General features: G+C 63.8%; 6 protein-coding genes and 3 pseudogenes. 4 read left to right on the forward strand and 5 right to left on the reverse strand.

Annotation, left to right across the window (positions count from 1 at the left end):
• Nucleotides 1-592: pseudogene (locus AHiyo1_RS15045) on the forward strand (potassium channel family protein); the annotation flags it as partial.
• Here the strand turns inward: AHiyo1_RS15045 and AHiyo1_RS15050 are convergent.
• The 4 genes and pseudogenes from AHiyo1_RS15050 to dut form a co-directional block, all read right to left on the reverse strand.
• Nucleotides 562-1,352, reverse strand: a pseudogene (locus AHiyo1_RS15050) (DUF3159 domain-containing protein). The pseudogenes AHiyo1_RS15045 and AHiyo1_RS15050 sit on opposite strands and share 31 nt — an antisense overlap.
• Complete coding sequence (locus AHiyo1_RS15055; RefSeq protein WP_253257373.1) at nucleotides 1,349-1,753, reverse strand: hypothetical protein; 405 nt, start codon at nucleotides 1,751-1,753, stop codon at nucleotides 1,349-1,351. Before AHiyo1_RS15055 ends, AHiyo1_RS15050 begins: the two are co-directional and overlap by 4 nt.
• Nucleotides 1,695-2,443 (reverse strand): annotated as a pseudogene (locus tag AHiyo1_RS15060) (DUF3710 domain-containing protein). The gene AHiyo1_RS15055 and the pseudogene AHiyo1_RS15060 overlap by 59 nt, the downstream one beginning before the upstream one ends.
• Nucleotides 2,444-2,553: 110 nt before the next feature.
• Nucleotides 2,554-3,066 carry a dUTP diphosphatase gene (gene dut, locus AHiyo1_RS15065; protein ID WP_059389105.1) on the reverse strand — a complete coding sequence of 171 codons (513 nt, stop codon included), beginning with the start codon at nucleotides 3,064-3,066 and terminating at the stop codon, nucleotides 2,554-2,556.
• 109 nt (nucleotides 3,067-3,175) lie between these two features.
• On the opposite strand from dut, the gene AHiyo1_RS15070 reads away from it, so the two are divergent.
• Nucleotides 3,176-3,676: a DUF3093 domain-containing protein gene (locus tag AHiyo1_RS15070; RefSeq protein ID WP_059389106.1), complete on the forward strand. Its 501-nt coding sequence runs from the start codon at nucleotides 3,176-3,178 to the stop codon at nucleotides 3,674-3,676.
• On the opposite strand, the gene AHiyo1_RS15075 is transcribed toward AHiyo1_RS15070, so the two are convergent.
• The gene (locus AHiyo1_RS15075; protein WP_059389107.1) at nucleotides 3,673-3,972 is read right to left on the reverse strand and encodes a DUF4193 domain-containing protein; all 300 of its coding nucleotides are present in this window, start codon (nucleotides 3,970-3,972) and stop codon (nucleotides 3,673-3,675) included. The two genes, AHiyo1_RS15070 and AHiyo1_RS15075, sit on opposite strands and share 4 nt — an antisense overlap.
• A 282-nt stretch (nucleotides 3,973-4,254) precedes the next feature.
• On the opposite strand from AHiyo1_RS15075, the gene sepH (AHiyo1_RS26945) reads away from it, so the two are divergent.
• Together sepH (AHiyo1_RS26945) and sepH (AHiyo1_RS15080) are read left to right on the forward strand one after the other, a co-directional pair.
• Nucleotides 4,255-4,434, forward strand: coding sequence for a septation protein SepH (gene sepH, locus AHiyo1_RS26945; RefSeq protein WP_059389108.1), 180 nt, complete (start codon nucleotides 4,255-4,257; stop codon nucleotides 4,432-4,434).
• The coding region (gene sepH, locus AHiyo1_RS15080) for a septation protein SepH (protein ID WP_253257382.1) at nucleotides 4,361-4,583 on the forward strand (223 nt) is incomplete at its 3' end. The genes sepH (AHiyo1_RS26945) and sepH (AHiyo1_RS15080), both read left to right, overlap by 74 nt.

Consider the following 4,583-nt stretch of genomic DNA (forward strand, 5'->3'; position numbering starts at 1 on the left):
CGTGGGCGACGCGTGCGAATTGAGCACGCTGAGCAGGAAGCGAAGCTGGAAGGGCCGACGTCGTCGTGTCCGCGACCGGCGACGACAAAGTCAACCTCGTGGTGTCCTTGCTGGCCAAGACCGAATTCGGTGTGGGCCGCACGGTTGGCCGGGTCAACAATCCCAAGAACGACTGGATGTTCAACGATTCCTGGGCGTCGACGTCGCAGTCAACACCCCGCAGCTCATGACGGCGCTCGTGGAAGAAGCCGTGGAAATCGGTGACCTCGTCCGCTTGCTGACCTTGCAGACGGGCGTCTCCTCACTCGTGGAATTCACCGTTCCCCACGACTCGCACATCATCGGCAGCACCGTGGGCGGCATCGAATGGCCCGAAGACGCCACCCTGGTGGCGATCCTTCGGGACCATGCGCCCATCACGCCGAGCCGCGACGACGTGATCGACGGCGGCGACGAGCTGTTCTTCGTCACCACCATTGCGGCTGAGGACGGCCTCAGGGGGCTGCTTTCCCCGTCCGCCGCGGACCACGGCTCAGTTGACGTCGAAGAAGAGTTTTCGGATCAGTCCGACGACGACGGCTTCGACGGCTGAGGATCACGATCCGGCTTCTGGCCCGGCACCGGCCGGGTCAGAAGCCAGGCAATCCAGAGCCCAAGGATGTATAGCGGAGCGCCCATGATCAGCCTCATGGTAGCGAGCGCGGCAAGGCCGGGTTCGCCCATGAAATACAGGGGCACCTGGACCACCAGCCGTAGTGCCAGGACGGCAATGACTACCCACGTGCCGATGGCGTAGGCCCGCAGGCGCTCCGGGTTCTTCCGCCATTCGAAGCCCTCGTTGCGGACGAATCCGAAAAGCAGGCCGGCGATCGGCCACTTGAGCAGGATCGACAGCACCATTCCGGCGATGTAGGCGATATTCGTATAGAAGCCCAGGACGTAGAAATCCTCGGCCTTGCCGGTGGTGTTCGCGAGCCAAGCGGAGATGGCGACGCCGGCGATCCCCGCAAGCGCCTGGGTCAACGGGCGCCGTTGGACAAGCCGGACTACGGTGAAGACGGCTGCCGCCGCGAGGGAGGCGATCAGGGACGCCGGAAGGTCGCGGGTGACCATGAAAGCGATCAGGAAGACGAGGCCTGGCACGATGCTCTCGGCTATGCCCTGGACACCCCCGGCGGATTTGAGGATATCCACGTGCCGTGGCTGTTGCGTTGGAGTCCGGCTTTCTCGGCATAGCCGGCGGCAATGTCCGCAATGCTCGGCCCCTGGGCGCCCTGCCTGGCCTCCTCGGCCGAGCCGGGCTCCTCCTCCGCTGGTTTTTCGTGGGGGCCGGATCCATTGGCGACGGTCATTGGTGCTCCTGCCGGGAGAGGATTTCGTAGCGCGGATTGAACATTGTGGGCATCCCGTCTTTCGGCGTGACCATGCCCTCGAGCCGCAGGACCGTCCCTGGTTCAATACCGGGCACCTTGCGGCGCCCGAGCCAGATGACGCGGAGCCGGGTCAACGGACCGGTGTCGCCCCTATGCGCAATCCGGTCGACGACGATAGCCGAGAAGTGTGCTTGCTCATTGGCGGGCTGGTAGGTGACCGACTCGATGAAACCCGTGCAGTCGACCCTGCCCCGGACAGGGAGTTCAGTGAGGGGCAGGGACGCCGAGCTGCCATGGGCGGCAGCGGCACGCGCCGCTTTGTCAGCCAATCTGGGTGATCTCCGGGCCGCGTTCCGGCCGCTGAAGCTCCGGCGTTTCATGGGGAGCGCCGTGCTGGCCGGAGGCCACAGCATCCTTGGGAAGCTTCAGCTGAAGCAACTCGCGGGGCGGCATGGGGTTGTCTCCGCGAATGACCACAACCTTGCGGAAGAGGTTCTCCAGTCCTTCGGCCGCTTTCCTGTCCAAGCCGCGTTGCCGCCGATGACGCCACGGAGGAACCAGCGGGGTCCGTCCACGCCCATGAACCGGGCGGCCCGGAAGCCACGGCCGCCGTCGGCGGATTCGGTGGGAAGCTTGGCGATGAGTTCCGTGCCGAAGGTGCCGACGATCTCCTCGACTTCGCCTCCTTGGCTGGATACGGACTGGCCGATTTGTTCGCGGATCTCGTCCCACAGCCCTTCGGAGCGTGGCGCGGCAAATGCTTGGAGCTGGAGGCTCGAGCCATCGAGGTCCATGGTGACGGCCACTACCCGCTGGGTTGCTTCTTCGACTTCGAGGCGCAATTGAAGGCCCTCGGAAGGCTCGATCAGCAAGGCGCCAAGATCCACGTAGCCATCCTGGCTATCTATTTCGCTGGCATCCAATGGCCCCTTGGACAGGCGGAAGTCGCCCTTGGCGGCTCCACTGGCTACCGTGCCGGCGTCCTGCTGCGTCGTCGCGGCATTGGCCTGCTCAGTACCGTTGTCTTTCGGCTGCTCAGCCTTGGACTTCTTTCCGCGCCCAAAAAGCATCGGGTTGTCTCCTTAGTAGTGGTCTATCCCCAGTAAACCGCAGACTGCCCATCAACTCGCGGGCAGCATGGCAATCAGCTCCGTGCGGCGCCGATTGTCGAGGGTTGTTGCTAGCTCACGGCCGGCGCGAAGCCTCCGGTGGATCCAAAGCCGCCGGTGCCGCGCGAGGTGTCGGACAACTCCTCCACGGATACGAACTGCGCATACTCGACGCGCTGGATCACCATTTGAGCAATTCTATCGCCGCGCTTGAGTTCGATTGCGTGGTTTTGGTCGGTATTCAAAAGCGTCACGGAAATTTCACCTCGGTAGCCGGCATCAACCGTCCCGGGAGCGTTCACCACCGTGAGTCCGTGCTTGGTTGCCAGCCCTGACCGGGGGTGGATCAGCGCGACAAAGCCGTTCGGCAGTGCGATTGAGACGCCCGTGGGAACAAGCTTCCGCTCACCCGGCGCAAGCGATACGTCCGCGCGGGCCCGAAGGTCCGCCCCGGCGTCACCGGGGTGGGCGTAGGACGGCGCTTCCAATCCGGCGTCGAGCATTTTCAGTTGGACCTGAAGGGTCGGCGCGCCGTATTCGGCGGAGGTGTCTGCTGGGCTGGCTACTGCTGTCTCGTGGCTCACAGTCACACATTCTATCGCCCACGGAGTCTTCCCCGGTTGCGGCTGCACGCCGGCCGCAGGGCATGAGGGGCGTTAATTCCCGGGGGCACAGTCCCGATAAGCTGGTGGTATGCCTGAATCGACTGCTTCCGTACCCGCGCCGCACCATTCCTCGAGTGGAACGGGCGTCCTGTTTACGGAAAAGCTCTGGCCCTCCCCCTGGATTTGGATTGTGGTGGTCGGCTTGTCCGCCGCGGGCATCTTGATGTTCGCGCCGATCAGCATCACCGCGGGGATTATCGCCGCGCTGGTCCTCTTTGCGATCATGACCACCATGCTGGTGTTGTCCACCCCGGCGATTGTGGTGGACCGGGACACCGTCCAAGTGGGACGCGCTACTATCCAGCGCGAGTTTGTCGGCGCCGTCACCGCGTACCGCAAGGACGAGGCCACCGCGGAGCGCGGAACCCGTCTCCACGGACTGGCGTTCCTGTGCCTCCGGGGCTGGATCGATCCCGTGGTGCGTATTGAAATCACCGACCCGGCGGACCGCACCCCGTACTGGTTGACGTCCACGCGCCGCCCCGAAGAACTTCTGGCAGCGCTGTCCACGCAGTCTTCGCGAGGCTAGCTTTCGCATTCCTTGCAATAAAGGTGCCCGTCCTTCTCCCGCGCAATCTGGGAGCGGTGTTTGACGAGGAAGCAATTGAAGCACGTAAATTCGTCCGGTTGCGGAGGCAGGACGCGGACCAGCAGCTCTTCGCCGGACAAGTCCGCCCCGGGGAGCTCGTAGGCGTCCGCGAGGTCAGTCTCATCGATGTCAACAGCCGATGACGACTGTTTTTCGGTGCGATGCGACTTGAGTTCCTCGATCGAGTCCTCGGTGTCTTCTTCGGTCTTCCGAGGGGCGTCGTAGTCCGTTGCCATGGTCCCTTCTTCGTTCTCCCTTGCACGTCACGCAGGGCTTGCGATCCTGTCGACCGGAACCTCGCCCGGTCTAAGGATGTAACGCAGCGGGCCGCATTTTTGTGCCCGATATCGGCAGATTGTCCTCCCGGATGTCTCGAATGTCCATACCCCGGTGCCGATCGCCTGCGCACGGAATGCCGGAAATCGCGGAATATCGCGGCGCGCCCTTTGTCCTAGTAGGAAAAGGCCGTACCGGGTGGCAGAGTTTCGAATGTCAGATAGGCCATGGTGGAGGATTTTATGCGGGATCTACGGCTGGTTGGCGTCCACGACGACGGCGGACATCTCCTGTTGAGCGGTACCGGCGGCGAGATGTTCCAGCTTCCGATTGATGAGGCGTTGCGGGTTGCAGCGAGCCGGACACCTGCCCAGGTGGCCGCACGTTCCTCGATCACGCCCGTCGCCATGTCCCCCCCGTGACATTCAGTCACGCATCCGCAGCGGCGCTACGGCCGCGGAAGTGGCGGAGCTGTCCGGGATGCCGCTCGCCAACGTGCAGCGGTATGAGGGCCCTGTGCTTGCAGAACGCGAGTACATCGCCCAGCAGGCACGCAAAGTCGAAGTCGCTG

It is taken from the genome of Arthrobacter sp. Hiyo1 (assembly GCF_001263615.2).
Taxonomy (GTDB): domain Bacteria; phylum Actinomycetota; class Actinomycetes; order Actinomycetales; family Micrococcaceae; genus Arthrobacter.

Excerpts from the sequence above, each read along its gene's own strand:
- AHiyo1_RS15055 (WP_253257373.1), bottom strand. The coding sequence starts at position 1,753 with ATGAAACGCCGGAGCTTCAGCGGCCGGAACGCGGCCCGGAGATCACCC.
- AHiyo1_RS15070 (WP_059389106.1), top strand. The coding sequence starts at position 3,176 with ATGCCTGAATCGACTGCTTCCGTACCCGCGCCGCACCATTCCTCGAGT.
- AHiyo1_RS15075 (WP_059389107.1), bottom strand. The coding sequence starts at position 3,972 with ATGGCAACGGACTACGACGCCCCTCGGAAGACCGAAGAAGACACCGAG.
- sepH (WP_059389108.1), top strand. The coding sequence starts at position 4,255 with ATGCGGGATCTACGGCTGGTTGGCGTCCACGACGACGGCGGACATCTC.